The following is a 24866-nucleotide window of genomic DNA, read 5'->3' as shown; positions in this document are numbered from 1 at the left end:
CGATGACTAAGTTCACCTGGTCGCCATACGAATGGCGCCATCAAGACGAATCACCTCGCCGTTGAGGTAAGTGTTTTCGATGATATGCAGCACAAGTGCCGCGAATTCTTCCGGCCGGCCCAGGCGCGGGGGAAAGGGCACCATCTTCCCAAGCGCGTCCTGGACTTCTGTGGGCATGCCTTTGAGCATCGGCGTCTCCATGATTCCGGGCGCGACGGCGAGCACGCGAATGCCGTGGCGGGCCAATTCGCGCGCGACAGGCAGCGTCATCGCCACGACACCGCCTTTCGATGCAGCGTAGCCCGCTTGTCCGATCTGGCCGTCAAAGGCCGCAACCGAAGCGGTATTGACGATGACCCCGCGCTCGCCATCGGCCTCGGGCGTGTTCCCGGCCATGCACGCCGCGGCCAGCCGCACCATGTTGAACGCACCGATCAGGTTGATCTGAACGGTGCGCGCAAAACTTTCCAGCCGATGCGGGCCTTCGCGTCCGAGCACTTTCTCGGCGGGCGCAACGCCTGCGCAATTGATCAGGCCATGCAGCGCGCCGAAGGTCTCGCAATACGCGGCCAACGCACGCTCGGCGCTCGCCGAGTCCGATACGTCGGCCCTGGCGAAGTGGGCATTAGCGCCGAGTTCCGCCGCGAGTGAGGCACCGGCGTCCTCGTCGAGGTCGATCAGCAGCACGCGGGCGCCGCCCGCCACCAGACGGCGCGCCGTGGCTGCGCCAAGCCCTGAGCCGCCGCCTGTGACGACGAAACCTTTCCCTTGAATTTGCAATGCTGTCTCCTCAAAGTGACCGGCTGGCAAAGCCATATTCGCGACGACCAACTGACTGATCATCGTAAGCGGCACGCGAAACCACGCCCATGTCCATCGACCTCTTCCTGCGTGCGCCTTTCGGACATATCGTGCGGCTCATGCTCAGTGATACCAGGTTTCGCTTACGCCCGGCAGCGATTAACATCAGTGCACTTTCTGTAGGTAGACCCTGACCATGAATGACGCTCAAGACAAGGGCACAACTTCTATCGGCCTCGTGCGCGAAGCAATTCTTGTCGCCACGCAGCGCAATCTCGACGTGTCGGCGGTTCTCCAGCACGCGGGCATCGCGGCGGAATTGCTGAATGCGCCGAGAGCCCGAGTGCCGGCGTTAGCCTTTTCGCGTCTGTGGGCGGCTCTCGCCGACTTGATGGACGACGAGTTCTTTGGTCTCGACAGCCACGCATTGCGGCGAGGCAGTTACGCTCTGATGTGTCACGCCGTGCTGCATGCCGACAATCTCGAACACGCGCTGCGTCGCATGCTGAAGTTCCTGCGCGCGGTTCTCGACGACATTCATGGCGAGTTGCGCTGCGAAGGCGAGCATGCACTGATCGTCCTGCATGACGATGGCCGAACGCGCCGCCTCTTTGCCTACGGGACCTGGTTCATCCTCGTGCACGGTCTTGCGTGCTGGCTCGCACGCAGACGCATTCCGCTGATCGAGATGAGGTTCCGCGCTTCGGCGCCAACGGATGACAGCGACTACCGCATGCGCTTTTGCGAAGATGTGACGTTCTCCGCGGAAGAAACGCTGATCCGTTTCGATCGCAGTTTTCTCGACCTCAAACTGTCCGAGACGGAAGCGAGCCTGCGTGCATTTCTGCAAAACGCACCAGCCAATATCCTGGTCAAGTATCGCAACGAATCGAGCACTACGGCCCTCGTCAGACGCCGGCTAAGAAACCAGATCCCCGACGACTGGCCTGACCTCGACGAGCTATCGCGACTACTGAATCTATCCGCGGCCACGCTGCAACGCCGCCTGTTGGCTGAAGGCACGAACTATCGGCAACTGAAAGACGAATTGCGCCGTGACATCGCAATCGAGTTGTTTTCGAACAGTACTCTCACGGTCGCAGAAGTCGCTGCACGCACTGGATTTCAGGAAACGAGTGCTTTTCACCGGGCCTTCAGAAAGTGGACGGGGGCCAGTCCGGGAATGTACCGACATGGCAAGGCGAATCCCTAACCGTTAGAACTCATAGCATCGTCATCACACCATTCACGCGTTCAGATGTGCTTGCACGTCTGAATGGTCGAAAGATTCAATCCTCTTCTCCCAATCACGCCTCGCGCGAACGCTCATTCGATTGAGCGGAGCGTGTCCGCACGCATCACGAAAACTGAGGTCGGCGGACATGGATCGGTGCGCCGAGCAGGCTGACACTGCACTCGCGTTCGGCAGATCAAAGGACGCGTCGCGCCCGGTTGCGCAAAGCAACCGAGCCACTCATTGCGGTATAAAAAATAGACGGAGACGAGAATGAGAACCCGGTTGAGAAGCCGCCGAAGCTCGGCAATGGTGAGTACTTTATTCGCCGTATCGGCTATTGCCGTATCCGGCTGCGGCGGCAGTGATTCCGCGCCGGCCAACGTCGCGGTCGCGACGCCCGCCGCGAAATGTAGTGCGTTGGCGGGTACGACCGTTCCCGCCGGCTCGATCGGATTGCCGACAACGGGTGCCACTATCGTATCCGCGACGCTCGTTGCAGCTACCGATTCCGGCAACAGCAACGGCGAGTACTGCAAGGTTCTCGGAGCTATTCATCCGGTGGATTTCAATGCGCCGGATATTCGAGTGGAGGCGGATCTACCGACTAACTTCAACGGCAAAGTCGTTCACTTTGGCGGCGGGGGATTCGACGGCACCATCCCCGATACGAAGGGCTCTCCCGCGGACGGGTTCTTATCCGGAGCAGAGCCCGCAGGCGTCAGTACACCGTTGCGCAGAGGTTATGTGACTGTCGGCAGCGACGCTGGGCATGAGGGAAACTTTATGGACGGTTCGTTCGCGGCAAACGATGAGGCACTCGCCAACTACTCAGGCGACCACATCAAGAAGACGCGTGACTTCACAGCGTACATCGCAAAGGCAAGATACGGCTCGGACTTCACGCACAGTTATTTTATTGGCGGTTCAGGCGGAGGCCGGCAAGGTCTGATTGCGGCACAACGATTCCCGCATGACTACGACGGCATCATTTCCACATATCCCGCTTCAGGAATAACAGGACTCTGGCTTCAGATGGGCAGGATCTCGCGGTCGCTGCTCGCACCTGGAGGATACGTTACGCCTGCCAAAGGCAAGGTTCTTCTCGAAGCAGTCATCAAGCAATGCGATGCTCTGGATGGCGTGGCTGACGGCATTATCAGTAACCCCGCGGCATGCGTATTCGATCCAGCAACGATTCGTTGCCCGAGCGGCGTCGACACTGGCGATAGCTGCTTGTCGGACACGCAAATCAATACGATGACCACCGCCGGCACGCCGCTTAACCTTAGCTTCAACCTGGCAAACGGAGTCCAGACTTTCCCCGCATTTAACGCGTTCACGGGAGCAGACTTCTGGTCCGTCGCCTTTGCATGGGGCGCGTCAGCCACCGATGCGGTAGTCGAGCCTGGCGTGATCGGCAAAAGCGCGTTCTTCTATACGTTTTCAAATGACATGCTTCGATTCGCGGTTGCTCGCGATCCTGGCTTGAGCACGCTGAACTTTAATCCGGCCAACCCCGGATCATTAACCTCGCGCGTGCAAGCGGTGAGCGCGCTCATGGACAGCACGAGTACCGACTTGAGTCAATTCCAGGCGCGCGGCGGCAAGATCATTCTGCAGCACGGACAATCCGATCAGTTCATTCCGGCGCAATTGTCGATTGATTACTACGACCGGCTGGTATCCCGGTTTGGGCAGGGGCCATTGAGTCAATTTCTAAAGTTCTACGTGGTGCCGGGCGCAGCGCACAGTGCCGGCGGCCAATTCAATGGTTCATATGACGGTCTGACTGCATTGGACAACTGGGTGACGAAAGGCGTCGAACCCAAAAATCTGACTATCACCGACCTCGCTCCGCCGGCAGTCGGACGCACGCGGCCAATCTGCGAATACCCGCAGTGGCCCAAATACGTCGGCGGCGATCAGAACCTTGCGGCCAGCTTCGTGTGCTCTAACTAATCGCGTTGGCAGCGCGCGCCATGTGCGGTTCCGGGCGTTAGCGTTACACCGGGACTGCCAGTGTCACAACACCGCAAACGCAGGTGTTCGGCGACCTCATTCATCTTGAAGTTAATGGACATCGACTGTCCGCAGCCTTCGCCCGACACTGCTTGTAACACAGCGGCCTGCGCGGACTTCGGCCACGACATTAAACCAAAGGAGACAAGCATGAACCAGATCGATGTTCATTCACTCGCGGGCCAGGCCAGGTTCAACGGCTTGCACAGGCTGGTCCTGTTCTGGTGCGTGTTGATGCTGATAGTCGACGGCTACGATCTCGCCATCGTCGGTGCAGCGTTGCCGTCGATCATGAAGGGCATGCACATCGACGCGACCAGTGCGGGCATCATGGCCGCATCGGCACTGTTTGGCGTCATGCTCGGGGCTATTTTCCTCGGCACGCTGGCTGACCGTTTCGGCCGGCCCATGATGGTCTGCGTGTGTGTGGCGCTGTTCAGTCTCTTTACCGCCGCCGCCGGACTCACGAACGATCCCGTCAGTTTCAGCGTGACCCGGTTCATTGCGGGCCTCGGCATTGGAGGCGTTTTGCCGATCGTCACCGCGCAAATGGCGGAGTTCTCGCCTAATGCGTTGCGCACGCGATTGGTCACACTCGTATTCGCGGGATATTCGGTTGGCGGCATTCTGGTGGCGCTCACTGCAAAGGAGCTTATCGGCAGTTATGGCTGGCAATCCGTCTTCTTTGCCGCGGGCCTGCCCGTTCTGCTGATCCCGTTCATCATTAAAACGATGCCTCATTCGATGACCTTTCTGGTCAAGAACGGCCGACATAAAGAACTGCGCGCGCTCGTGAAGCGTCTCGTGCCCGACTATTCGTTGAGTGACGACGAGCAGTTTGCAGGACCCTCGTCGGACAAAAATAGAGACGTCTCGGTGCGACGACTCTTTCAGGACGGCCGCGCTTTCAGTACTACGATGATGTGGGTCGCATTCATGACGGGCCTCTTCATGGTGTACGCATTGAGTTCGTGGTTGACCAAGCTCATGGCAATGGCGGGATACAGCCTCGGTTCGGCATTGAACTTTGTGATCGTGTTTAACGTCGGCGCCATTGCCGGTGCGATTCTCGGCGGCTGGCTGGGCGACAGGGTCAATATCAAGCGGGTGCTGATCGCGTTCTACGTCGTGGGAGCCGTCGCACTCTCGCTGATGGGTTACACGAAATCGACAGCGTCATTGTTTGTCGTTGTATTCGTTGTGGGCGCATCGACGCTCGGTACTCAATTGCTCGCCTATGCTTATGCGGGCGGCTTCTATCCCCATGCAATCCGCTCTACGGGTGTCGGTTTTGCTTCTGGCGTGGGCCGCATCGGCGCGATCGTGGCGCCCGTGCTAATCGGCTGGCTGGTGTCGCTGAGGCTGCCGCTGGAGCAGAACTTCATGGCAATCGGCGTGGCAGGTTTGATTGGTGCAATGGCCGTGACGCTGATCGATCACGCGCGTGCCGATTCTTATCGCGGACGCAGTGCGGCTATTCCCGCGGTTCAGCGCAGTGCAGGGCGCTAATAGCGACTATTGCAGGTTATTCACTCGAGAAAAGCCACGTCTACGCGGCAGTACATTTTTAACATGCAGAAAGAAATGGATCGTCTATCTCCGCCTCCTTTCACCTCGTTTATCGACGTCAGTCGAGCCGTCGACTGGGCGCTCGTCACCCGGCGTAGCGTTCGTGCCTTCTTGCCGACACCGGTTGCGCGTGAGGACATCGAGTCCATCCTGGAGGTCGCGCGCTTCAGTGCTACCGGCGTCAACATTCAGCCGTGGCATGTGCATGTCGTGACAGGCGCGAAGAAGTCGCGGCTGTCTGCCGCCATCAACGAGATCAATGACGATCCCGCCCGCAGCTCGGACCTCGACGAGCCCTACGACTACTACCCACGCGAATGGATCGCGCCGTATGTGGACCGTCGCCGCAAGGTCGGCTGGAACCTGTATGGATTGCTCGGCATCGAGAAGGGCGACAAGGAACGAATGCACGTCCAGCACGGCCGCAACTATCGCTTCTTCGATGCACCCGTCGGCCTGTTTTTTACAGTGGACCGCGTGATGCGCGAAGGCAGTCTGCTGGATACGGGCATGTTCCTACAAAGCGTGATGCTCGCCGCTCGCGCGCGCGGCCTCGACACTTGCCCCCAAGCGGCTTTCAACAAGTTCCACCGCGTGATCGCCGACGAACTGTCGATTCCCGACAACCAGATGCTGGTCTGCGGAATGAGCCTCGGTTATGCCGATCACGACTGTATCGAGAATTCGCTAGTGACGGACCGTGTCCCAGTGAGCGATTTCACTACTTTCTATAATGAATGAACGGAGACAAAGTCATGAGTGCAAAGGCCTACTCGCGAGGGCTCGAGAAGAATCCGGCAAACCACGTTCCATTGACGCCATTAACCTTCCTCGACCGAACCGCCGACGTCTATCCGCAACGCACCGCGATCATTCATGGCGAATTCCGCCAGACGTGGGCGACGACTCGCGAGCGTTGCTATCGCCTCGCGTCGGCGCTCGTTCAATTGGGAATCGAGCCGGGCGATACCGTGTCGATCATCGCACCGAATACGCCGGCGATGCTCGAAGCGCACTTCGGCGTGCCGCTCTCGGGGGCCGTGCTTAATGCCATCAATTGCCGTCTCGATGCTGACGGCATCGCGTTCATTCTGCGCCACGGCGAATGCAAGCTTCTGCTGGTGGATCGCGAGTTTGCCGCGCTGGTCGAAAAAGCGTTGCAGTCAGTCCCGAATCCGCCGCGTCTCATCGACATCAACGATCACGAAGCGCCCGACGGCGCCGCCATCGGCGAAACCGATTATGAATCGCTGCTCGCCAGCGGCGACCCGGCATTTGCCGGCCGTGGCCCCGTCGACGAATGGACGCCGATCGCGTTGAACTACACATCGGGCACGACCGGAGATCCGAAGGGCGTCGTTCCGAGCCATCGCGGCACGTATCTGATGAGCCTGCTGCAGATGACGAATTGGCCGCTTCCGCGTGCGCCAATTTATCTGTGGACGCTCCCCATGTTCCATGCGAACGGCTGGTGCTTCACATGGGCGATTACTGCCGCGGCGGGAACGCATGTATGCCTGCGCAAAGTCAACGCGGCGAATATCCTTTCCGCGATCGAGAAACATGGCGTCGATCATTTCTGTGCAGCACCGATTGTTCTCGCAGGCATCGCGAGCATGCCGCAGTCGGAACGTGAGCCGCTGCCGCGTCGCGTGCGTGTTCTCACCGCCGGCTCGCCGGCGCCCGCTGCGGTGCTCGAAGCCGTCGGCGCAATGGGCTTCGACGTCGATCACGTGTTTGGAATCACCGAGATCTCCGGCACGCCGATTAGCTGTGCATGGCACGACGAGTGGGATACGTTGCCGCCGGAGCAGCAAGGCAAATTGAAAGCGCGGCAAGGCGTACGTGCGGCAGCGTTCGAGAAAATGTCGGTCGCCGATCTCGCGACGCTCGAACCGGTGCCGGCCGATAGCCAGTCGTGCGGCGAAGTTCTCGTCCGCGGCAATACGGTGATGATGGGATATCTGAAGAATGCCGACGCAACCGAAAAAGCTTTCGCCGGCGGCTGGTTTCATACCGGAGATCTGGCGGTCGTTCATCCGGACGGCTATATCCAGATCACGGACCGCTCGAAGGACGTGATCATTTCTGGTGGAGAAAACATTTCATCCGTGGAAGTGGAAGAGGTGATCTACCGCATGTCGGGTGTACTCAATGCAGCCGTGGTCGCGCAGCCGGACGACACATGGGGCGAGACGCCTTGCGCTTTTATCGAACTAAAGCCGGATGCAGCCTATATAACCGAGCAGGACGTCATCTCGTTCTGCCGTGAAAGACTGGCTCATTTCAAATGCCCGCGCCGCGTCGTTTTCGGCGAATTGCCGAAAACCGCTACAGGGAAGATCCAGAAGTTTCGTTTGCGAGAGCAGGCGGGCAGTCGAATCGCGATTACGCGACTGGCGGGATGACGCACGTTGTCTTGCGAAGCCGCCATTCGCTGTGCAGTCAAGCGCGGCTGCAATCACACGCATTAGTAGGTATGCTGATGATTGTGCAAGAGAGACGGAGATAGAGCGTGAAAAGCTTCGTTGGAACAAGCTTCGACATCGGCTCCTATGCGTTAGTCGATGAACCGATGCCGGAGCCCAGTCACGGACAACTGCGCATCCGCATCGAAGCAACGGCTCTGGGTTTCGTCGACGGGCTGATGATGCAAGGCCGCTATCAGATCAAGCCGCGCTTGCCTTACGTGCCCGGCGGAGAGATTGCCGGCGTCGTCGACGCTGTGGGTCCGGGCGTGACGCGGCCGCTTGTCGGTGAACGTGTCGTCACCTGGCAGCTTGGCGGCGGCCTCGCGGAATACGTGGTGGTCGATGCCGCTGACGTTGACATCGCCCCGAGCGGGCTACCCATGCCGATCGCCGCGGCCATGCTGGTGGACTACCAGACGGCACACTACGCGTTGTTCGATCAGGGACGTTTGACAGCCGCCGATACGCTGCTGGTACTCGGAGCGGGCGGCGCAGTGTCGTCCGCCGCCATTCAGCTTGCGGTGCATGCGGGCGCTCGTGTGATTGCGGCGGCATCGAGCGAGTCCAAGCGCATAGCCGCGTGCGAACTCGGCGCCGTGGCCGCGATCGACTACAGACTTCCCGACTGGCGCGACGCGCTCAGGAGTGTGGCGCCCGAAGGCGTCGACGTCGTGCTCGACCCCGTCGGCGCAAACATGCTGGAGCCTGCGTTCCGCTCGCTTGCGAAAGGCGGCCGCTATCTCGTGATCGGATTTGCGGGCGGCGCGATTCCGTCGCTGCCGGTCAATCTCGCGCTTCTCAAGAACGCCACGCTGCATGGCGTCGATGTGCGCTATTTCCTCGCAACCCGGCCGGAACAGGCGCGGCGCGTACGCGCCGCGCTGTTTTCGATGGTCGCGCGCGGTCATCTTCGACCGCCTGCGACCATCGCTTTCCCACTCGCCAACGCAAGCGACGCTGTGCTCGCAACCTTCGACCGCGAAAGACGCGGGAAAATCGTCGTGCTTCCCGAAGCGGTCATCGGTTCGAGCGACGCGGGCTAACGCCTGCGCTCCGCTCAGCCGAAGCGGATCAGGCCGTTGCCCGATAACGCTCCGCAGCTTGCGCTTGCCGGATATCGGAGAGCAAACCCTGGCGCGCGGCGTCGAGTGCATCCCAGCGTTCGGCGACGTGAAGCGGCGGTATGGTCACCAACTCGCGGCGGTCGTAGCCGATCAATGCGGCATCCACCAGTTCACCCACTTCCATCACTTCGGGCAGCGTATCGATGTCGATACCGGCGCGCTCCCAGATCTCGGTGCGCGTGGCCGCCGGCAGCACGGCTTGCACATACACGCCTTTGGGCGTCAGTTCCAGGCTCAAGCCCTGCGACAGGAACAGCACGTACGCCTTCGTTGCACCGTACACGGTCATGCCGAACTCGGGCGCGAGACCGACGACCGAGCCGATGTTGACGATCGACCCTTCGCCGGCTTGCGCAAGGCGCGGCGCGATGGCGGCCGCGAGCCGTGTCAGCGCGGTGATGTTGAGCGTCACCAGACGATTGATGGCGTCGGCGCTTTGCTCGACAAAGCCGCCCGATTGCGCAAGGCCGGCATTGTTGATCAGCACGCGAATGTTCGCGTCTTCGCGCAGGCGCGCTTCGACTGCGGCGAGATCGGCGGGCTCCGTCAGATCGGCCTGCAACACGTCCACATCGACCTTCGTTTCGTCGCGCAAGCGGCTGGCCAGCGCTTCGAGCCGCGCCTTGTCGCGCGCGACCAGAACGAGAGGATGGCCGCGGCGCGCAAAACGCTCCGCATAGACGGCGCCGATGCCCGAAGAGGCGCCGGTAATGAGGACAGTGGGCAGGGCTTTCATCTTGGTGTTCCTTGGCTTGAGTGGGGACCGCTGCCGCCCATCAGCGAGGGCGGCGGTGCAGGCTGGCGTTAACAATGATGGTCGTCATCAAAAAAGTCAACGACTTTGATGATGATCGACATCAATGTATAGTTAACACTTTAGCGTGGCGTTAGTCGAAGAGAGGCACCGAACATGAAGGTCACTAAGGCGCAAGCGCAGGCGAACCGGGCGCGCATCGTCGAGACGGCAGCGACGCTGTTTCGCGAGCGAGGCTACGACGGTGTGGGCGTCGCGGACCTGATGGCGGCCGCCGGTTTCACGCACGGCGGCTTTTATAAGCACTTTGGCTCGAAGGCCGATCTGATGGCGGAGGCGGCGGCCTGTGGCTTTTCGGAGTCGGCGGCCGGCAGTGAAGGGATCGACATTGCCGCGTTCATCAAGCAGTACTTGTCCCGCGAGCACCGCGATACGCCCGGCACGGGCTGCACGATGGCGGCGTTGTCCGTGGATGCCGGGCGTCAGCCGGAACAGGTCAAGCAAGCCTTTGCCGACGGCATTGAACGGCTGCTGATGAGCATGGTGAGCAAGCATGGCGCGAGTGGCGCGAGTGGCGCGACTAACGCGACAAGCGCCGCGGCCAAGCGTGAAGCGCGAGCCCGCTCGATCGACGCCATCGCGCAACTGGTGGGCGCGGTCGTGCTCTCGCGCGCCTGTCCCGATGACTCGCCTCTCGCGGACGAAATCCTCCAAGCCTGCGAGTCGGGCGCACTTTCGCGCCTGTCTGCACCGAAGAAGAAGCCGTAGCGTTCGTCGGCCCGAGGCGCGAACGCTTCGTCAACCTTCATCGACATTCACGATGCGTATCGGGCGCGTCCCGATCTTCGCGCCGGTGACTTCGTCGATCGCAATCGCCTTGATCTCCGTTCCCGTTTCCGCGTCCAGGAAGCGAACCAGCTTGCTATCCCCGCGGTGCTGCCGCCCCCATGCGCCGATGATGAACAGCACCGGCAGGAAGTCCATGCCCGCAGCCGTCAGCACGTATTCGTCGCGCGGCGGGCGCTCCGAATAGCGGCGTTTCTCCAATAGACCTTGTTCCGCGAGCGCGGCCAGACGCCGCGTCAGCATCGTGGGCGCAATGCCCAGACTTTTGCGGAACTGGTCGAAGCGCGTCAGACCCGCGTGGGCGTCGCGCAAGATCAGGATGCTCCACGCGTCGCCCGCGACAGCCAGGCTGCGCGCAATCGGACACGGGTCATCGCACGAATTGATGTCGTCCATACTATTTTGATAGTGACATGGATTTGATTTCCCAGTATAGTCGATTTCAATTTGATAGTGACGCGGGCGTTCCGCACATGGAGCTTGAAATGACTGACAAAAAGCCGTTGGGTGTCGCCCTTGTCACAGGCGCGTCTTCGGGTATCGGACAGGCCGCCGCGCAGCGATTGAGCGAAGCGGGCTACAAGGTTTTCGGCACAAGCCGGCGGCCAGTGCCTGCGGGCCAGCATCCGTTCGACATGCTGACGCTCGACGTCACCAGCGACGAATCCGTCGACGCCGCGGTCGCCCAGGTTATGCGGCGAGCCGGCCGCATCGATCTGCTCGTGAACAACGCGGGCTTCGGCGTCGCGCCCGCCGGCGCCGAGGAAAGCTCGATTGCGCAAGCCCAGTCGATCTTCGACACGAACTTCTTCGGCGTTGTGCGGATGACCCGCGCGGTCGTGCCTTATATGCGGCGGCAGGGCAGCGGCCGCATCGTCAACATCGGCTCGGTGCTCGGTTTTGTGCCGATGCCGTACGGCGCGCTCTACGCGGCAACGAAGCATGCAATCGAGGGCTATTCCGAATCGCTCGATCATGAATTGCGCGGCTGGGGCATCCGCGTGTCGGTTATCGAACCCGCTTATACGAAGACGCCGTTCGACGCGAACTTCCTCGCACCCGATTCCACGCTCGATGCGTATCGCGAAGCCCGTGCGGTTGTCAGCAAGCGGGTCAATGAGGTGATGGCAACGGCGACTGAGCCTTCGGTTGTCGCTGAAGTCGTGTTGAAGGCGGCAGTCGCGGCGAAGCCGAAGCTGCGCTACCCGGCGGGCGCGCTTGCGAGCCGTCTGCAAATGCTGCGCAGATTCGCGCCGGCCGCGCTCGTGGATGCCGGGCTTCGTAAAGACCTTCGACTCGACACGATACCGGCGTCGCAGTCGGTAAGCCCTCTCTTGCAAGAATGAAAAACATGCAGCGCCAGATCACACCAGGGGACCCGAAAGCATCATGAGAGCATTCATTCTCGAGCGATACGGACGCAAGCATGGCGCGCATATCGCCGACGTGCCGGAGCCGCAACTACGCGACGACGACGTCCTGATCCAGGTCCACGCCGCCAGCCTTAATGTTCTCGATTCGAAAATACGCGACGGCGAATTCAAGCTGATTTTGCCGTATCGTTTGCCGCTGATTCTCGGCAACGATGTAGCCGGCGTGATCGTGCGAGTCGGACCGCGCGTGCAGCGATTCAAGGTCGGCGACGAAGTTTACGCGCGGCCGGATAAAGATCGGATCGGCACCTTCGCGGAACTGATTGCAGTGAAAGAAGCGGACGTGTCCATCAAGCCCAAAACACTCACCATGGAAGAGGCCGCCTCGATTCCGCTCGTGGGTCTCACTGCGTGGCAAGCGTTGATCGAGAAAGCGCAACTGCGGAAAGGACAAAAGGTCCTGATTCATGCAGGTTCCGGCGGCGTCGGAACGTTCGCGATCCAACTGGCGAAGCACCTGGGTGCATTCGTCGCGACGACAACGAGTACGGCGAACGTGGAATGGGTGAAGGGCCTCGGGGCCGATGTCGTCATCGATTACAAGAAGGACGACTTCGAGAAGACGCTCGCCGGCTATGACGTGGTGATAAACAGTCTGGACGCGGCGACGTTGCACAAATCGCTTCGCGTGCTGCGACCCGGCGGTCGGCTCATCTCGATCTCGGGGCCGCCGGACCCCGACTTCGCAAAAGAGCTTGGTTTGCCGGGCTTCCTGACGCTGGCGACGCGTCTACTCAGTTACCGGATCAGGAAGGCGGCCAAACGCCTGAAAATCAGCTATTCCTTCCTGTTCATGCGCGCAAGCGGCGACCAGCTCGCGCAGATCACATCGCTTATCGAAGGCGGCGTGATACGCCCGGTTGTCGATCGCATCTTTGCATTCGATTCGATCGGAGAGGCGATGGCCTATGTCGATAGCGGACGCGCCAAAGGGAAAGTGGTTGTCAAAATGCGGTGATGGGCGCGCGCATCATTGTTCTTCCACGGTCGCTGCCAGGACAGGTGCCTCCTGGCGGCGGCCGTACCACGAAGCCGCGAGACGTTTTCCGAGCGTATTGCCTGCATCTTCGACGAACTTGTTGCTGAGCATCGAGAGCGGCAGAGTGATAATCAAAGTCGACACGCCCAGTAATGAAGCCATGAGCAACGGCTGCTGTTGAACGGCGGATGTTCCAAGAGCTTTTACCACGCAGGCTCCGAGACCGAACACGATCGGAAAATGCAGCACGTACACGCTGTATGAGATTGTGCCCATGTACTCGAATATCGGCCGATCCAGAAGCGGCATCCTTCTCTTGTTGTGAAACAGGCAATAGACGATGCCGAAGGCAATCAGAATCTCCATCGTTTCTATATTCTTCACATCAAAGATACCTTCCAGCAGGATGCGCGAATACATTAAGACCGGAATGAGGCCGAGGCCGATCAGGCGGTAACGGAAATGACTGATTCCGCGCGTGAGCGGAATCAGCGCGCCGAGACCAAAGGCCAATGCATAGTGCAGCGACAGCGTGCGCGGAATCGGAGCGAGCGCGACCAGTGCCAGGAAAACGAGAAACGGCTTGCGCGTGCGCGGGTTTTGCACGAGCAGATAGATTGCCGGGAACAGAACCGAATAAAACAGCTCCACGCGAAGTGTCCACATCGGCCAATTCAAATGGACGTATATAGATGCGAGCGAGAGGCCGACCAGCGGAGCCGAGATCTTTGCCGGGAAGGCGCTCGTCGCCCAGGCGCTATAGGCCGGAGAGGACAGTCCCGTCTTGATGAGCGGCCACAGCGCGAGCGCAAGCGCGATCGACAACCACAACGCGGGATAAATGCGGAAAAATCTTTTTACATAAAACGTCTTGACCCACGACGGCTTATTCGCGGCTGAGCCGCTCATCAACGACAAAGCGAGTACACATCCGCTGAGAACAAAGAAGACTTCGACTGCGGCTTGTCCGTTGAACGTTCTGTCAACGAATATGGCTATCTTGTTCTGAAACGAATTCACGCCGTATCGCGCGGTGATCAGGCGCTGAAGATCGAACAGGGTCCAGACATGAGTTCCTACGACAGCCAGACAGGCCAAACCACGGAGTGAAGTAAAACTCTTGATATTCATTGGCCACTTCCTCCCCGAAGAAGACAAACGCATCCGAGGTCGGGAGACATCGGACAGGATTTAGTGCTTTCTGAAAACTTTCGATGCCGAGGCGGACCCGGCAAGCGGCATGTAGATAGCGGACTAGCGTGGCACTCTTGAGTGCCGTCACGCAGCGGGGGAGTATAGGTTCAATCGATGCGCGCGATGGCTTGTGAGTCTCCATATCGCGAACTGTTGGCGCATTTCGATTAGTGAATACGGCTTTTTCGGCGGTTGTCGTTTAGCGCGGGCGCGTATCGCGTATAAGTAAAACGCGGCATGTGATTAAGCGCAGTGGCCTTCTGCGCTTAAACCTTGCGACTTCGTTGTTTGCGATAGTTCGCAGTACGCGGATTTTTTTGCTTTGTGACAGCACTGCGTTCCGTTTGACCCAACGGACTTAAATCAGCACTCCACCAGCGCCTTGACGACGGTCTGTCCTGGCTCCATCAGCTTCGGGAACTCGGTGGGTACATCCGACAAGCTCATTCGGTGCGTATTGAGTGCCTTGTCGGGAATGCGGCCCGCGCGCATCGCTTCGAGAACTGTCTCGAAGTCTTCGGCGGTCGCATTGCGGCTGCCGAGCAGCGTCGCTTCACGCTTGTGAAACTCCGGATCGGAGAAGGTGACCTCGCCGGGCACGATCGAAATCAGCACGTATTTGCCACCGTGAGCAATGAACTGGAAGCCGCGATTCATCGCGTTGATGTTTCCAGTTGCATCGAATACGACGTCGAAGAACTCGCCGCCTGTCATCGCCGCGAGTTCGTCGACGTCGTTCGGTCCGATCTGAACCGCCGACACTCCAACATGCTCGCGGCAGAATGCGAGACGATCCTCGCGCGTGTCGAGACAGGTGACCTGTCCGCCACGCAGATTTGCGAACAGCATGGCCGCCATGCCGATCGGGCCCGCGCCCACGACAAGAACGCGCTGGCCGGCCGACACATCGGCACGGCGAACCGCGTGCGCGCCGATCGCGAGAAATTCGAGCATGGCCGCCTGATCGAGCGTGACGCCTTCGGCCTTATGCACGAACTGCGCGGGCACCGAGAGAAACTCCGTGAGCGCGCCGTCGCGATGCACGCCGAGCACCTTGATATTGACGCAGCAGTTGGTCTTGCCCTGCCTGCACGCGATGCAGCTTCCGCACGACAGATACGGCATCACATAAACGGCGTCGCCGGGCACGACGTGCGCATTGGCATCGGCCTCGGCGACGATGGCCGACAGTTCGTGGCCCATCACACGCGGATATTGCAAGTAAGGCTGGTTGCCGGAATAGATGTGCATATCGGTCCCGCAAATACCCACGCGGCTGACGCGCAAAAGCACTTCGCCTTCGGCACGGTGAGGTGGTTCGCGGTCTTCACGGCGCAGCACGCCAGGCGATTCGCAAATGACGCTAAGCATTTCGGCATCCTCTTGATTGGTCTTGTCGATCACCGGACGGCGGATCGACTCTGTAAAAAAACGGCATACGTTGTCGATAAAACGTTGGCGTGGGCACGAAGGTCGTCCGAATGGGCACATGCCGGCGCGCAGCTATAAAGCGCCGCGCCGGCGAACGCTCATCAATAGAGAACGTTCTTTGCCTCGGACGAATCGAGGTTCTGTTTCTCGACCATCATCACTCCAGTGTCGACCTGCTTCGACACAGGCTTGCGCTCGATCACCTTCACGATCGTCTCGATTCCCTTGTAGCCCATCTGATACGAGCTTTGAACCGCAATGGCCTGGATCGTGCCGTCGCGAACAAAGCCCTGCAAATCCTGGTTGCCGTCGAAGCCGATGGCGATCACCTTGCCGCTTTTCCCCGACTGTTGAAGCGCGCGCCCCATGCCCACCGCGGTCGGCTCATTCGCGCCGAACACACCCTTGAGGTCGGGATTGGCCGACAGTACATCGGTGGTCTGATTGAGCGCATTCGCCATCTGCGACTGCGAGTAGAACGGGCCGACCAGTTGCAGCTTCGAATGCGCGGCAATGTACTTGCGGAATCCACCGACGCGGCCCACTTCCGATCCGGCGCCCGGCACATACGACATGACCGCCACTTTGCCGGTCTGTCCGACGCGGTCGATCATCGCCTTTGCGCAGAGTTCGCCGGCCTTCGCGTTATCGGTCGACAGGAACGACTGGTAGTACTGCTTGCCGGCATCGGACACGGACGAGTCGATCAGCACAACGGGAATATGGGCTTCCCACGCTTTCTTCATCGCGGGCACGAGCGCATCCGGGTCCGACGGCGCGAGGACAATGCCGGCCACATGCCGGTTCACAGCGTTCTCGACCATGTTGACTTCGTCCGCGATAGCCGACTCCGTCGCGGGACCCTGGAAGGTCATCGTGTAGCCCTTCGCATCGGCCATTGCAGCGGTCGCGCCTTTCTGGACGTTCTGCCAGTAGTTGGAGTTGGCCGTCTTCACGATCACGGCAATCTCGCCGCCTGCCGCTTGCGCATACGCGCTGAACATTGCACACATCGCCGCGGCCGCAGCCAGTACGGATACCTTTTTCATGTCTCGCTCCTTGATTTGTGGTTTCAACTGCGTCTTCTGATTACGACTTTATGACTTCCGGTTTCGGAGTTGATCGATCCATACGGTGCCGAGAATCACCACACCGATGATGATCTGCTGGATAAAGCTCGATACGCCGTTCATGTTCAGCCCGTTGCGCAGCACGCCGATCACGAATGCGCCGATGGCCGTGCCGGAAATCGTGCCGACGCCGCCCATCAGCGACGTGCCGCCGATCACGGCGCTCGCAATCGCATCGAGCTCGTACATCACGCCCTCGTTCGGCTGCGCGGTGACGAGGCGCGACATCAGCACGCAACCGGTCGCGCCGGCCAATACGCCGGACAGCACATAAGTGAAGAGCTTGACGCCTTGCACGTTGACGCCGGAAAGCCGCGCTGCTTCCGCGTTCGATCCGACCGCGTAGATATGACGGCCAAGCGAGGTGCGCGAAAGCAGTATCGACACCGCGACGAACAGCACGACCATGATCACGACCGGATACGGAATGCCCGGAAAAACCGTGTCGGGAAAGCCGTCGGTGCCGATGTGAGAGACTTTGAAAAGCGCGCCATTGCCGAGTTCGCCGAAGGCGTCGCCGAGACCGGAGACAGGTCTTGCGCCCGTGATCTGCAACGCGACGCCGCGGGCGACGAGCATCATGCCGAGCGTTGCGATGAACGGCGGCAAGCCCATGCGCGTGACGCAAATGCCGTTGACCCATCCGCACGCTGCGCCAACCAGCATGCCGCCCAGCATCGCGACGGGCACCGGTACGCCCGCCTTGACGAGCAGCGCGGCCGCGACACCGGCCAGCGCCAGCACCGATCCCACCGACAGGTCGATGCCGCCCGTGATGATCACGCACGTCGCGGCCACGCCGAGATACGCGATCGACGTGACTTGAAGCGCAACGGTCAGCAGATTGCCCACCGAGAAAAACGCGGCACTGGTCAGCGAAAACGCGACGACCAGAACTGCCAGGCTCCCGAGCGCCGCGAATTTCTGGATCAGGTCGCGGCGTCTCTGGCGCGCCTGCTTCTCGATGGCCTGCTCGCGGCCCGATGTGATCTCAAGCATGACTTCTCCCTGATGCATGGTGCAAGATCTCCTCCTGATTCGTTTGTCTTGTCTCGAGGACCGCGGTAATGCGCCCTTCGTGAAATACGGCAATGCGATCGGTCATGCCGAGCAGTTCCGGCAACTCCGAACTGATCAGCACGACGCCGACGCCTTTCGCGGCCAGTTGGTCCATCAGCGTATAGATCGCGTACTTCGCACCGACGTCGATGCCCCGCGTCGGCTCGTCGAAAAACAGGATGCGCGAGCCGCGGTACAACCATTTGCCGATCACGATCTTCTGCTGATTGCCGCCGGACAGGTTCCGCGTAATCTGCCTGACCGTCGGCGTGCGGATCGCGAGTTCGCGAACGTAGCGTTCCGCGATTGCCGTCTCTTCGGCGAAACGCAGAAAGCCGCGCGACGAGATGGCGCGAACGTTGGTAAGCGTGATGTTTGCCGACACCGGCATCGACAGCGCGAGGCCGTCTTTCTTGCGGTCCTCGGACAGATACGCGATGCCGTGACGAATCGCTTCGCGCGGTGAGCGGATTTCGACCGGCGTGTCGCCGAGCAGAATCGAGCCCGAGTCGGGCCGCTCGGCGCCGAAGATCGCGCGGGCGACTTCGGTGCGTCCCGCGCCCATCAAGCCCGCGAAGCCGAGAATTTCGCCCTTGCGCAACTCGAACGAGACCGGGCCGAACGTGCCCGCTCGCTGCAGATCGCGCACCCTGAGCAGAATGTCGTTCGTCGGAGTGGACTGACGCGCGGGATAGGCGTCGTCGAGCGCGCGGCCCACCATCCGCGCGACGATTTCATTCACGTTGGTCGCCGTGAGATCGGTCGTTGCGATATGACGGCCGTCGCGCAACACCGTGACGCGATCGACGATCTCGGCCATTTCGTCGAGCCGATGCGAGATATAAAGAATCGCGACACCGTCGGCGCGCAGTTCTTTAATGATGCGGAACAACTGCACCGTTTCCGATTCAGTCAGCGACGACGTCGGCTCGTCCATGATGAGCACGCGCGCATTCAGCGACAGCGCCTTCGCGATTTCCACCATCTGCTGCTGCGCAATCGACAGCGCGCCGACCAGCGTAGTGGGCGACACGTTCAGCGCGATGCGTTGCAGCAGGCGCTGCGCGTTGGCGTTCATCGTCCGGTAGTCGACGAACGGGCCGCGCTTCGGTTCGCGCGCAAGGAAGATGTTTTCCGCGACGGACAGATGAGGCACCAGGTTCAGTTCCTGGTGAATGATCGCGATGCCGGCCGCCTGCGCCTCCGAGGTGGAAGAGAACTGCACGGGCGCGCCGTCGTAGCACATCACGCCATCGTCCGCGTGATATTGACCGCTGATGATTTTCATCAACGTCGACTTGCCCGCGCCGTTCTCGCCGCAGATCGCGTGCACTTCGCCGGAGCGCAGATCGAGATCGACGCCGTCGAGCGCCACGACGCCGGGGAAACGCTTGCCCACTCCCTTGAGTTGCAAGACCTCCCGGGGAACTGGCGGCTCAGGCGCCTGGCCTGGCCGCGGCTGCGCGGTCGTTTGTGTCAATCCCGTCTCCATTTGTTCAGGAATCTGCGAGCCGACACACAGGAACGGAATCCCGCCGACTGGTCAGTCCAATTTGAGCAAATTAGAGCGCATAACCGCTTATCTGGTCAAGCCAATTTAACGTTGCGCAACTGGTCATTCCAATAAGGGAAACCCTGAGTTCGCAACTGCACGCGTGGCCGGGCCTCGTGGCCGCGTGCTAGACTTTGCCGCGGCCGCGCTTTGCGGCCCTCCGACGGACCCTGCGGACAATGAAGCAAACTGAGCCAAAGCGGCTTTACCAATCTGTGGCGACGCAGATTCTCGCGCTAATCCAACAGGCCGGGCTGCAGCCGGGCGCGCGTCTGCCCGCCGAGCGCGAGCTTGCCAATACGCTCGCCGTATCGCGTCCTTCGTTGCGTGAAGCGTTGATCGCGCTGGAAATAGGCGGGCAGATCGAGATACGGATGGGCTCGGGCGTCTATGTCCGCGATTCGAAGACCGGCGGCGACAATGCGGTGCCGGCCCTCGGCGAGAGTCCTTCCGAACTGATGCAGGCGAGGGCGGCAATAGAGGGGACTGTGATCGTGCTGGCAGCAGGCAAGCTGTCGGCGGCCACGCTCGACAGATTGCGCCGCACGGTGCTGCGAATGAAGCGCCTGGCGGCCGCGGGCAAATCGCCGGTCGATGCCGACCGGCAATTTCATATGCTGATCGCGGAGATTGCCGGCAACTCGGTGCTGAGCCGCTTCGTTGCCGAGATGTTCGATAGCCGCCATGACCCGATTGCGGCGGCGATTCGCGACCACTCCGAAAGCACCGAAACCTGGTCGGCCGCGGTACGGGAGCACGAGGAAATTCTCAAGGCGCTGCAGAGCGGCGATCCGATTGCCGCGCAGACGGCCATGCGGACGCACCTCAAAGCGTCGGAGGAACGTTGGATAGCAGGTGTATTGCGGCAGGGCGACGTTTAAGCTTGCCTTGCGTCGCGCGCCTACAAGTGCCTGCCATGTCGGAACATGGCGGGCGACCTCGCTTATTTAGTTAGGATGGCGAACATCGAAAAACGTTGCAGGCACGCCGGGCAATTCCATCAGCGTAGGCCGCGCGCGTTGTACCACTCGACAGCATCTTCTCCTGCGGGAATATTGAACGGGCTCGAAGAATCGGTGGCCGCGAGCCAGACAGCTTCCGCGACATCCGCTGCGTGCGTGACGGTCGTCTCTTTCTCCCAGTTTGCGAATATCTGCTCGACGAGCGCGCCGTACGGCTCGGGAAAGCCGCTTTGCATCCGCGACCGTGCGTTTTCGCCGAAGCGCGTGGAAGGCGCGCGTCCCGGCAGCACCACCCGTACGCGCACATTGAACTGCTCGAGTTCGAGCGCAAGCGATTCGCTGAACGCATTGACCGCCGACTTGCTCGCGGTATAGACCGAGAGCAGATGCAACGGCCTGCACGTCACCGTCGACGTGACATTGACGACCACGCCTTCGCGGCGCTCGCGAAACTGCGGCAATACAGCCTGTGTCATTGCGATGGTGCCGAGCGTGTTGGTCTCGAAGATCTCGCGCGCGGTGTCCATCGGCGTGCCTTCGACGGCGTTCAGAAAGCCGATGCCGGCGTTGTTGACGAGCACGTCGATCGGACCGGCCGCATCGACGGCGGCGCGAATGCTTTGCGCGTCCGTTACGTCGAGCGGAAGAATCAAAAGACGGTCGGAAGGCGCGAACACATCGTCGCGTGGCGTGCGCATGGTGGCGATCACGCGCCAGTCGCGAGCGAGAAAATAGCGCGCGATTTCCACGCCAAAACCGGACGAGCAGCCGGTAATCAAAACGGTCTTCATGTTGACTCCTGGGGTCGGTGACAGTCCCCAGACGATACGTCGTGAAGGGTCGGACTTGCTACAATCGAACGTCCACGTTTCATTCGAAATCGTCCATCCATGACCGATCCGCTCGCTGAAGTCGTCACCTTGCTTCAGCCGACTCCCACGTTCTCGAAGGTGCTGAGCGGCGCCGGGCGCTGGCGCGCGAGCCGCGCGGAAATCGGACAGCCGTTCTATTGCGTGGTGCTCGACGGGTCGCTGCGTCTGTCCGTCAACGGCTGCGAGCCGCTCGTTCTGCAGGCCGACGACTTCGTGCTCGTACCCGAGGTTTTCGGGTTTTCGGTAACGAGCATGGAGCCGCCCGACGACGATGCGTTGCCTCAGAGCGCGCCTACCGCGCTGCCCGACGGCACCTTTCGTTTCGGCGATCCCTCCGCCGCGCCGGAAGCGCAGTGGCTTGCCGGCCTCTGCGCGTTCGGTTCGCCGGATGCCGCGTTGCTGGTCTCGCTTCTGCCCAGGCTCGTGCTGGTGCGCGGCGATCGCCGGCTCGCGACGCTCGTCAAACTCGTGCGGGACGAATCGCGCGCGCAGCGGCCCGCGCGCGAAGTCGTGCTCGCGCGCCTGCTCGAAGTGCTCTTCATCGAAGCATTGCGATCGACGCAAACCGGCGCATCGCCTGGACTCATCCGCGGTCTCGCTGACGCGCGTCTCGCGCCTGCCATTCGCCAGATGCACGAGAGCCCGGAAAAGCTTTGGACCGTCGCAGAACTCGCGAAGGCCGCCGCGCTCTCACGCTCGTCGTTTTTCGACCGATTTAGCCGCGCAGTCGGCGTGGCGCCGATGGAATACCTGTTGTCGTGGCGCATGGCGATCGCGAGAAACCTGCTGCGCCGGGCCGAAGTCGGCGTCGCAACCATCGCGACGCGCGTAGGTTATAGCTCGGCGAGCGCATTCAGCGTCGCGTTCACACGTCATGTCGGCATGCCGCCGACGCAGTATGCCCGCGAAGCTGCGGGCGCCGCGCTTCGAGAGGAATAGGCAATGCAGCGTGCTTGCACTTTGCCTGGCATGCTCAGCCATCCGTCGAGACAGTAACGCTTTCCCACGCGCGGATTTCATCTTCGAGCGACGACAACTTGCCTCGCACCAGCGCGAGTGCATCGCTGCCGAGCAAGAGATGAACGGGCGGATTGACTGCGTCGATTGCGGCAAGCATCGCGCGCGCGGCTTTGCGTGGATCGCCCAGTTGCTTGCCGCTTTTTTCCTCGCGAGCCTGGCGCACGGGGTCGAACGTCTGGTCGTAGTCCGCGATCGAGCGTGGTGTCCGTTTCATCGAGCGTCCGGCCCAGTCGGTGCGGAACGAGCCGGGCGCCACGGCTGTGACCGCGATACCGAATGGCTTGACCTCTTTCGCAAGCGCTTCGGACATGCCTTCAAGCGCGAACTTGCTGCCGCAATAGTAAGCGATGCCAGGCATCGTGATGTAGCCGCCCATCGACGTGATGTTCAGAATGTGGCCGCGCCGGCGCGTTCGCATGAAGGGCAACACGGCTTTGATCATGGCGACCGCGCCGAACACATTCACATCGAACTGTCGACGCATCTCCGATAAAGGCGATTCCTCGAGAATGCCTTCATGACCGTAGCCGGCATTGTTCACGAGTACATCGATCGGGCCCACGCTGGTTTCGATTTCGGCCACGACGCCGTCGATGGCATCGAAATCGGTCACATCCAGAATGCGTCCAATAGCGCCACTCGCGCTGAGCGACTCGAAATCGCGCCTGGCGTCCGCGCTTCTTACCGTACCGACGACCTGGTGGCCCATCGCGAGCGCTTCTTGCGCGAGCGCCCGGCCAAAGCCGCTGCTGACGCCCGTGATAAGCAGAGTTTTGCTGGATGACATTGAAGCACGCTCCGTCGTGTTGATTGAAAAGTGCATGCTAATCTTGCGAGCGGAGCACCGAAAGCCCGGTTCCGCTAATTTTCTTGCCTAAAGCTATGAACGCAAACTATGAACGCAAAACGCGTCTTCGCCGAGCAGCGTGAACTGTTGCGCGCCAACCAGAAGCGCATCGTTGCGCTGCTGCGCAAGCTCGCGCCCGACGAGGGCTACAACCTGACCGCGTTGCCGGGCGTGCGCATCCTGCGCTCGAACCGGGCGCTGTCGCGTACGCCGGTGCTCTACGATCCCGGCATTGTGATCGTTTGCCAGGGACGCAAGCGAGGTTACTTCGGCGACCAGCTCTATCTCTACGACGAGCGCCATTACCTTGCCGTGTCCGTGCCCGTACCGTTCACGATGGAAACCGACGCGAGCCCGGCGCGTCCGCTGCTTGCGCTGTATCTGCATCTCGATCTCGCGATGGCCGCGGAACTCGCCGCGCAGATCGATCGCGAAGGCGTGACGGAAGCCGCGACGGAAGCCATCGAGGCGCCCCAGAGCATGATGTCGACGCCGATGGATGCGGCCATGCAGTCGTCGGTATTGCGCCTGCTCGAAGCGTTGCATCGGCCGCTCGAAGGCGCTGTCCTCGGACCCGGCCTGCTGCGCGAACTGTACTTCCGCGTGCTCACCGGCGCGCAGGGACGCTCGATGAGAGGGGCGCTGGCAATGCGCGGACAGTTCGGCCGCATCGGCAGATCGCTGCGCCTCATCCATGCCGCGTTTGCCGAGTCGCTCGACGTGATGCAGCTTGCCGACGAGGCGGGCATGAGCGTGCCGAGCTTCCATAGCCACTTTAAGGCGGTCACCCAGGTGTCGCCGATGCAGTACGTGAAGTCGACGCGTCTGCATCAGGCTCGTCTATTGATGGTTCGCCAGGACCTGACTGCGGAAGCCGCCGGTCACGCCGTGGGCTACACGAGTCCTTCGCAGTTCAGCCGCGAGTTCAAGCGCCTGTTCGGCTTGACGCCGGCGGCGGAGGCGAAGCGCATGCGCGAAAGTTTCGCGCTGCCGGCCTTCGCGGATGCGACGTATGTGTCGTCGCATTGAGCGTTGCAGAGTTGGCCATCTTCGCCGACGTCCGCACTGTGAGCCAGGAACACGGCATGCGCCGCCGTGATCGTTGGATCAAGTTTGGCTAAGTTGGAGTAAAGGAGACACCACATGAAGATCGCGACGAAGTTCGAGCCGCTGCTTGCGGCGTTGGTGCTCTCGCTCGCCGGTTGCGCGACGGGCGGCATGCAGCAGACCGCGCAACGGCATCTGAGCGCCGCGCAATGCCGCGATCTCACCGATCTGCGCAACAAGGCGCCCGCCACGCACGAGCGCAGCATGAGCGAGCTGACGGCGCTGCGCAGCGCGGGCTATCACCCGGAATGGCGCTTCGATCCTTATTACCCGGCCGATCTCGAAGCGGCGCAGCGCCAGGTGAACATCTGGTACGAGACCGAATGCACGCAAGCTCAACCGGGCTGATCGCGCGCCAGGCATAGCCCATGCTCGGTACGTCGTCGAGATGAACTTGCGCCCAGGCATCCGCGTATCGCGAGCGGATGAACGAGGCCGCCATCGCCTTCGACGAGCAAC

Annotated in this window: 23 protein-coding genes; 13 read left to right on the top strand and 10 right to left on the bottom strand. The window is 61.0% G+C overall.

Features of this window, described 5'->3' with window-relative positions; translation table 11 throughout:
* Positions 1-12 precede the first annotated feature (12 nt).
* The gene (locus tag AB6809_RS13330) at positions 13-780 is read right to left on the bottom strand and encodes a 3-hydroxyacyl-CoA dehydrogenase (protein WP_029966083.1); all 768 of its coding nucleotides are present in this window, start codon (positions 778-780) and stop codon (positions 13-15) included.
* A 217-nt stretch (positions 781-997) separates the two neighbouring features.
* Here AB6809_RS13330 and AB6809_RS13325 point away from each other — a divergent pair, with 217 nt between their 5' ends.
* The 6 genes from AB6809_RS13325 to AB6809_RS13300 all read left to right on the top strand — a co-directional run bounded on the left by AB6809_RS13325 (position 998) and on the right by AB6809_RS13300 (position 9140).
* Positions 998-2014, top strand: coding sequence for an AraC family transcriptional regulator (locus AB6809_RS13325; protein WP_029966081.1), 1017 nt, complete (start codon positions 998-1000; stop codon positions 2012-2014).
* A 294-nt stretch (positions 2015-2308) separates the two neighbouring features.
* Positions 2309-3997, top strand: coding sequence for a tannase/feruloyl esterase family alpha/beta hydrolase (locus AB6809_RS13320; RefSeq protein WP_029966079.1), 1689 nt, complete (start codon positions 2309-2311; stop codon positions 3995-3997).
* Positions 3998-4207: 210 nt separating this feature from the next.
* Positions 4208-5566 (top strand): MFS transporter, encoded by a 1359-nt coding sequence (locus AB6809_RS13315; protein WP_371026822.1) that lies wholly within the window; start codon positions 4208-4210, stop codon positions 5564-5566.
* Positions 5567-5641: 75 nt separating this feature from the next.
* Positions 5642-6367 carry a nitroreductase gene (locus tag AB6809_RS13310; protein WP_051153874.1) on the top strand — a complete coding sequence of 242 codons (726 nt, stop codon included), beginning with the start codon at positions 5642-5644 and terminating at the stop codon, positions 6365-6367.
* Between the two features lie 14 nt (positions 6368-6381).
* Complete coding sequence (locus AB6809_RS13305; RefSeq protein WP_029966073.1) at positions 6382-8034, top strand: AMP-binding protein; 1653 nt, start codon at positions 6382-6384, stop codon at positions 8032-8034.
* A 107-nt stretch (positions 8035-8141) separates the two neighbouring features.
* A complete protein-coding gene (locus tag AB6809_RS13300; protein WP_029966071.1) occupies positions 8142-9140 on the top strand; it encodes an NADPH:quinone oxidoreductase family protein in 999 nt (332 codons plus the stop codon).
* A gap of 28 nt (positions 9141-9168) precedes the next feature.
* Here AB6809_RS13300 and AB6809_RS13295 read toward each other — a convergent pair whose 3' ends face one another.
* A complete protein-coding gene (locus tag AB6809_RS13295) occupies positions 9169-9957 on the bottom strand; it encodes an SDR family oxidoreductase (RefSeq protein WP_006052093.1) in 789 nt (262 codons plus the stop codon).
* A 174-nt stretch (positions 9958-10131) separates the two neighbouring features.
* On the opposite strand from AB6809_RS13295, the gene AB6809_RS13290 reads away from it, so the two are divergent.
* Complete coding sequence (locus tag AB6809_RS13290) at positions 10132-10743, top strand: TetR/AcrR family transcriptional regulator (RefSeq protein ID WP_029966068.1); 612 nt, start codon at positions 10132-10134, stop codon at positions 10741-10743.
* Positions 10744-10773: 30 nt separating this feature from the next.
* Here AB6809_RS13290 and AB6809_RS13285 read toward each other — a convergent pair whose 3' ends face one another.
* The gene (locus AB6809_RS13285) at positions 10774-11217 is read right to left on the bottom strand and encodes a helix-turn-helix domain-containing protein (RefSeq protein ID WP_029966066.1); all 444 of its coding nucleotides are present in this window, start codon (positions 11215-11217) and stop codon (positions 10774-10776) included.
* An 89-nt stretch (positions 11218-11306) separates the two neighbouring features.
* On the opposite strand from AB6809_RS13285, the gene AB6809_RS13280 reads away from it, so the two are divergent.
* Both AB6809_RS13280 and AB6809_RS13275 read left to right on the top strand, forming a co-directional pair.
* Positions 11307-12167 (top strand): oxidoreductase, encoded by an 861-nt coding sequence (locus tag AB6809_RS13280; protein WP_029966063.1) that lies wholly within the window; start codon positions 11307-11309, stop codon positions 12165-12167.
* 43 nt (positions 12168-12210) lie between these two features.
* Positions 12211-13212, top strand: coding sequence for an NADP-dependent oxidoreductase (locus AB6809_RS13275; RefSeq protein WP_029966061.1), 1002 nt, complete (start codon positions 12211-12213; stop codon positions 13210-13212).
* A gap of 12 nt (positions 13213-13224) precedes the next feature.
* On the opposite strand, the gene AB6809_RS13270 is transcribed toward AB6809_RS13275, so the two are convergent.
* The 5 genes from AB6809_RS13270 to AB6809_RS13250 form a co-directional block, all read right to left on the bottom strand.
* Positions 13225-14364, bottom strand: a complete 1140-nt coding sequence (locus AB6809_RS13270; protein WP_029966059.1) for an acyltransferase — start codon at positions 14362-14364, stop codon at positions 13225-13227.
* A 426-nt stretch (positions 14365-14790) separates the two neighbouring features.
* The gene (locus AB6809_RS13265) at positions 14791-15798 is read right to left on the bottom strand and encodes a zinc-binding alcohol dehydrogenase family protein (protein ID WP_029966057.1); all 1008 of its coding nucleotides are present in this window, start codon (positions 15796-15798) and stop codon (positions 14791-14793) included.
* A gap of 161 nt (positions 15799-15959) precedes the next feature.
* Positions 15960-16907 carry an ABC transporter substrate-binding protein gene (locus AB6809_RS13260; protein ID WP_006052100.1) on the bottom strand — a complete coding sequence of 316 codons (948 nt, stop codon included), beginning with the start codon at positions 16905-16907 and terminating at the stop codon, positions 15960-15962.
* A gap of 48 nt (positions 16908-16955) precedes the next feature.
* Positions 16956-17987: an ABC transporter permease gene (locus AB6809_RS13255; protein WP_371026821.1), complete on the bottom strand. Its 1032-nt coding sequence runs from the start codon at positions 17985-17987 to the stop codon at positions 16956-16958.
* Entirely contained in the window at positions 17980-19539 is a 1560-nt protein-coding gene (locus tag AB6809_RS13250) for a sugar ABC transporter ATP-binding protein (RefSeq protein WP_371026820.1), read from the bottom strand. The genes AB6809_RS13255 and AB6809_RS13250 overlap by 8 nt, the downstream gene beginning before the upstream one ends.
* Before the next feature lie 239 nt (positions 19540-19778).
* On the opposite strand from AB6809_RS13250, the gene AB6809_RS13245 reads away from it, so the two are divergent.
* Positions 19779-20480, top strand: a complete 702-nt coding sequence (locus AB6809_RS13245; protein ID WP_006052103.1) for a FadR/GntR family transcriptional regulator — start codon at positions 19779-19781, stop codon at positions 20478-20480.
* 119 nt (positions 20481-20599) lie between these two features.
* On the opposite strand, the gene AB6809_RS13240 is transcribed toward AB6809_RS13245, so the two are convergent.
* A complete protein-coding gene (locus tag AB6809_RS13240) occupies positions 20600-21352 on the bottom strand; it encodes an SDR family oxidoreductase (RefSeq protein ID WP_371026819.1) in 753 nt (250 codons plus the stop codon).
* A 99-nt stretch (positions 21353-21451) separates the two neighbouring features.
* On the opposite strand from AB6809_RS13240, the gene AB6809_RS13235 reads away from it, so the two are divergent.
* On the top strand, positions 21452-22372 hold the full coding sequence (locus tag AB6809_RS13235) for an AraC family transcriptional regulator (RefSeq protein ID WP_371026818.1): 921 nt from the start codon (positions 21452-21454) through the stop codon (positions 22370-22372).
* A gap of 34 nt (positions 22373-22406) precedes the next feature.
* On the opposite strand, the gene AB6809_RS13230 is transcribed toward AB6809_RS13235, so the two are convergent.
* Positions 22407-23240, bottom strand: a complete 834-nt coding sequence (locus tag AB6809_RS13230) for an oxidoreductase (RefSeq protein WP_371026817.1) — start codon at positions 23238-23240, stop codon at positions 22407-22409.
* 108 nt (positions 23241-23348) lie between these two features.
* Between AB6809_RS13230 and AB6809_RS13225 the strand changes: the two genes are divergently transcribed.
* Together AB6809_RS13225 and AB6809_RS13220 are read left to right on the top strand one after the other, a co-directional pair.
* Positions 23349-24329, top strand: coding sequence for an AraC family transcriptional regulator N-terminal domain-containing protein (locus AB6809_RS13225; RefSeq protein ID WP_371026816.1), 981 nt, complete (start codon positions 23349-23351; stop codon positions 24327-24329).
* A 114-nt stretch (positions 24330-24443) separates the two neighbouring features.
* Positions 24444-24755: a hypothetical protein gene (locus AB6809_RS13220; protein WP_006052108.1), complete on the top strand. Its 312-nt coding sequence runs from the start codon at positions 24444-24446 to the stop codon at positions 24753-24755.
* Positions 24756-24866: the final 111 nt, after the last annotated feature.

This window comes from Paraburkholderia sp. RCC_158, from assembly GCF_041355255.1.
Lineage (GTDB): Bacteria > Pseudomonadota > Gammaproteobacteria > Burkholderiales > Burkholderiaceae > Paraburkholderia > Paraburkholderia graminis.
The sequence above is the reverse complement of the archived record's forward strand: the minus strand, read 5'-3'. Positions and strand labels throughout refer to the sequence as shown.

Excerpts from the sequence above, each read along its gene's own strand:
- AB6809_RS13325 (WP_029966081.1), top strand. The coding sequence starts at position 998 with ATGAATGACGCTCAAGACAAGGGCACAACTTCTATCGGCCTCGTGCGC.
- AB6809_RS13320 (WP_029966079.1), top strand. The coding sequence starts at position 2,309 with ATGAGAACCCGGTTGAGAAGCCGCCGAAGCTCGGCAATGGTGAGTACT.
- AB6809_RS13315 (WP_371026822.1), top strand. The coding sequence starts at position 4,208 with ATGAACCAGATCGATGTTCATTCACTCGCGGGCCAGGCCAGGTTCAAC.
- AB6809_RS13310 (WP_051153874.1), top strand. The coding sequence starts at position 5,642 with ATGGATCGTCTATCTCCGCCTCCTTTCACCTCGTTTATCGACGTCAGT.
- AB6809_RS13305 (WP_029966073.1), top strand. The coding sequence starts at position 6,382 with ATGAGTGCAAAGGCCTACTCGCGAGGGCTCGAGAAGAATCCGGCAAAC.
- AB6809_RS13295 (WP_006052093.1), bottom strand. The coding sequence starts at position 9,957 with ATGAAAGCCCTGCCCACTGTCCTCATTACCGGCGCCTCTTCGGGCATC.
- AB6809_RS13290 (WP_029966068.1), top strand. The coding sequence starts at position 10,132 with ATGAAGGTCACTAAGGCGCAAGCGCAGGCGAACCGGGCGCGCATCGTC.
- AB6809_RS13285 (WP_029966066.1), bottom strand. The coding sequence starts at position 11,217 with ATGGACGACATCAATTCGTGCGATGACCCGTGTCCGATTGCGCGCAGC.
- AB6809_RS13280 (WP_029966063.1), top strand. The coding sequence starts at position 11,307 with ATGACTGACAAAAAGCCGTTGGGTGTCGCCCTTGTCACAGGCGCGTCT.
- AB6809_RS13275 (WP_029966061.1), top strand. The coding sequence starts at position 12,211 with ATGAGAGCATTCATTCTCGAGCGATACGGACGCAAGCATGGCGCGCAT.
- AB6809_RS13270 (WP_029966059.1), bottom strand. The coding sequence starts at position 14,364 with ATGAATATCAAGAGTTTTACTTCACTCCGTGGTTTGGCCTGTCTGGCT.
- AB6809_RS13265 (WP_029966057.1), bottom strand. The coding sequence starts at position 15,798 with ATGCTTAGCGTCATTTGCGAATCGCCTGGCGTGCTGCGCCGTGAAGAC.
- AB6809_RS13260 (WP_006052100.1), bottom strand. The coding sequence starts at position 16,907 with ATGAAAAAGGTATCCGTACTGGCTGCGGCCGCGGCGATGTGTGCAATG.
- AB6809_RS13255 (WP_371026821.1), bottom strand. The coding sequence starts at position 17,987 with ATGCTTGAGATCACATCGGGCCGCGAGCAGGCCATCGAGAAGCAGGCG.
- AB6809_RS13250 (WP_371026820.1), bottom strand. The coding sequence starts at position 19,539 with ATGGAGACGGGATTGACACAAACGACCGCGCAGCCGCGGCCAGGCCAG.
- AB6809_RS13245 (WP_006052103.1), top strand. The coding sequence starts at position 19,779 with ATGAAGCAAACTGAGCCAAAGCGGCTTTACCAATCTGTGGCGACGCAG.
- AB6809_RS13240 (WP_371026819.1), bottom strand. The coding sequence starts at position 21,352 with ATGAAGACCGTTTTGATTACCGGCTGCTCGTCCGGTTTTGGCGTGGAA.
- AB6809_RS13235 (WP_371026818.1), top strand. The coding sequence starts at position 21,452 with ATGACCGATCCGCTCGCTGAAGTCGTCACCTTGCTTCAGCCGACTCCC.
- AB6809_RS13230 (WP_371026817.1), bottom strand. The coding sequence starts at position 23,240 with ATGTCATCCAGCAAAACTCTGCTTATCACGGGCGTCAGCAGCGGCTTT.
- AB6809_RS13225 (WP_371026816.1), top strand. The coding sequence starts at position 23,349 with ATGAACGCAAAACGCGTCTTCGCCGAGCAGCGTGAACTGTTGCGCGCC.
- AB6809_RS13220 (WP_006052108.1), top strand. The coding sequence starts at position 24,444 with ATGAAGATCGCGACGAAGTTCGAGCCGCTGCTTGCGGCGTTGGTGCTC.